2 protein-coding genes are annotated in these 2067 nt (G+C 61.6%); both read right to left on the reverse strand.

The window, feature by feature from the left end; all coding sequences use genetic code 11:
- Positions 1-420 precede the first annotated feature (420 nt).
- Positions 421-1500 carry an IS630 family transposase gene (locus ACSLE4_RS12410; RefSeq protein WP_435904752.1) on the reverse strand — a complete coding sequence of 360 codons (1080 nt, stop codon included), beginning with the start codon at positions 1498-1500 and terminating at the stop codon, positions 421-423.
- A 314-nt stretch (positions 1501-1814) separates the two neighbouring features.
- A partial coding sequence (locus ACSLE4_RS12415) for a hypothetical protein (RefSeq protein WP_435904753.1) occupies positions 1815-2067 on the reverse strand: 253 nt, incomplete at its 5' end.

The following is a 2067-nucleotide window of genomic DNA, read 5'->3' on the forward strand; positions in this document are numbered from 1 at the left end:
CGCTATCGCAAGGAACGCGAAAGCCGCTGCAGCCCTGTTTTGACGCCAACTCATCGACCCATCTCAGGCTGCAGGAATGAAGATAGGGTTTAGGGCCGTTTGGCGATTTGGCGAGTGCTCAAAATTCTTGGTTGTAGTTAATGCAAAGTCTCATGAGCCGTGGTCACGCGTCACTCAGTACCAGCGACGGCACCACGCAGAAGCATAGCGGGCCCATTCCTCCTCTGTCAGAGGTGCGCCCGCAACCTTCTCAGCCGCTTCGCGGGGTGATTCCGCGCCAGACCGCTTGGCGGCTTCGATGAAGAAGTCAATCAACACCTCGGCGCGATCAGCCGGCGCAGGTCGCCTAACGCGGCGCAGCCAAGTCCGCATCACCACCGCCTCGGCAAATCGTGGACCAAGAGCGCCTCGTGAGCCGTACTAGTGGATCGAATCTAACACTTCGCGCCCCCGCTTGACCGCGGCGATGATTTTGTCGGGGTCGGCGGTCCAGACGAACGGCTTGGGGTCATGGTTGGCCTCGTCGAGATAGCGGTTGATGGCGGCCTGGAGATCGACGACCGAGCGGAAGACGCCGCGCTTCAATCGTCGCTTGGTGAGCGTAGCGAAGAAGGACTCGACCGCGTTGAGCCAGGAGCACGAGGTCGGGGTGAAGTGGAAGACGAAGCGGGGATGGCGGGCGAGCCAGGCGATGACCTTCGGGTGCTTGTGGGCGGCATAGTTGTCGAGGATGACATGGACGAGCTTGCCGGCCGGCACCTGCGCCTCGATGGTATTGAGGAAGCGGATGACCTCCTGATGGCGGTGGCGCTGCATGTTGCGGCCGATGACCGTGCCGTCGAGCACGTTGAGGGCGGCGAACAGGGTGGTGGTGCCGTTCCTCTTGTAGTCGTGCGTCATGGTGCCGGCGCGCCCCTTCTTCATGGGGAGACCGGGTTGGGTGCGGTCGAGCGCCTGGATCTGGGACTTCTCGTCGACCGAGAGGACCACAGCATGAGCGGGCGGATCGACATAGAGTCCGACGATGTCGCGGAGCTTCGGGACGAAGTCGGGGTCGTCGGAGAGCTTGAAGTGGCGCATCCGGTGCGGCGTCAGGCCATGTGCCCGCCAGATGCGCTGCACCGAGGAGACGCTGATGCCGACCGCCCTGGCCATCGCCGAAGAAGTCCAGTGGGTCGCCTCGTGCGGCGGCTCGGTCGCGGTCAGCGCCACCACCGTGTCGATCACGTCTTGCCCAAGCGGAGGAATGCGCGAGGGCCGGGTCTTGTCGAGCAGGAGGCCGTCGACGCCTTCTTCGGCGAAGCGCTCCTGCCAGCGCCACACGCAGGTCTTCGACTTCTGTGTCCGGCGCATGATCTCCACCGTGCCGTGGCCGTCGGCCGACAAGAGCACGATCTCGGCCCGCCAGACATGCTTCTGCGGCGCGTTGCGGTTGCGGATGATCGCCTCCAGGCGGCGGCGATCGGTGGTGGTCAGCGTGATCGATATCCCGGGGCGCATGCCCCAGACTCGCATGCCCCAGACCAGACGGGAATCCCCCACCGGATTCAAATGTCAGACGTGATCCACTAGCGCTATCAGGAACTCGTCCTCAACGATCAAGATTTACTGACCACTGGCGTGCGTTTTCAAGTTGCGACTAATGCGAGAAAGCACCTTTCGCCTTCCCCTCAAGAGGCAACGTCGATTCAGCAGTCGAGTTCCAGATTGCGAAACTCACGGCTTACACCCAACAGTCCCCGCAGCTTAGCAACATTGACGGCAATACGCCGGGCATTCGGGAGCTTGATAAGCTAGGTGGAGACACTGAACAATCAGCCGCCAATAGAAGGCGCCCTCTTAGTGTCGGGAGGCTCACGACCAGCGGCCCTGTCAGTTTGCGCCAACATCTGCAATTCGCTGTCGAACCTCACGTGCAGGATCGCTTTGGCGCCTTCTTCATCCGCCTTCCGGCGATCAGCTGTGGACTTGGCTTGTTCGGAACGAATGAACTCGTAAAGTGCTCGGGCAATAATGTAGCCGTCTCGCCCTGTCACTTCTGGCATGTCAGTCATTTTGACCTCCATC

The organism is Methyloceanibacter sp. (genome assembly GCF_051306395.1).
Classification (GTDB): Bacteria; Pseudomonadota; Alphaproteobacteria; order Rhizobiales; family Methyloligellaceae; genus Methyloceanibacter.

Bases quoted from the DNA above. Each gene is read 5' to 3' on its own strand.
- ACSLE4_RS12410 (WP_435904752.1), bottom strand. From the start codon at position 1,500: ATGCGCCCCGGGATATCGATCACGCTGACCACCACCGATCGCCGCCGC.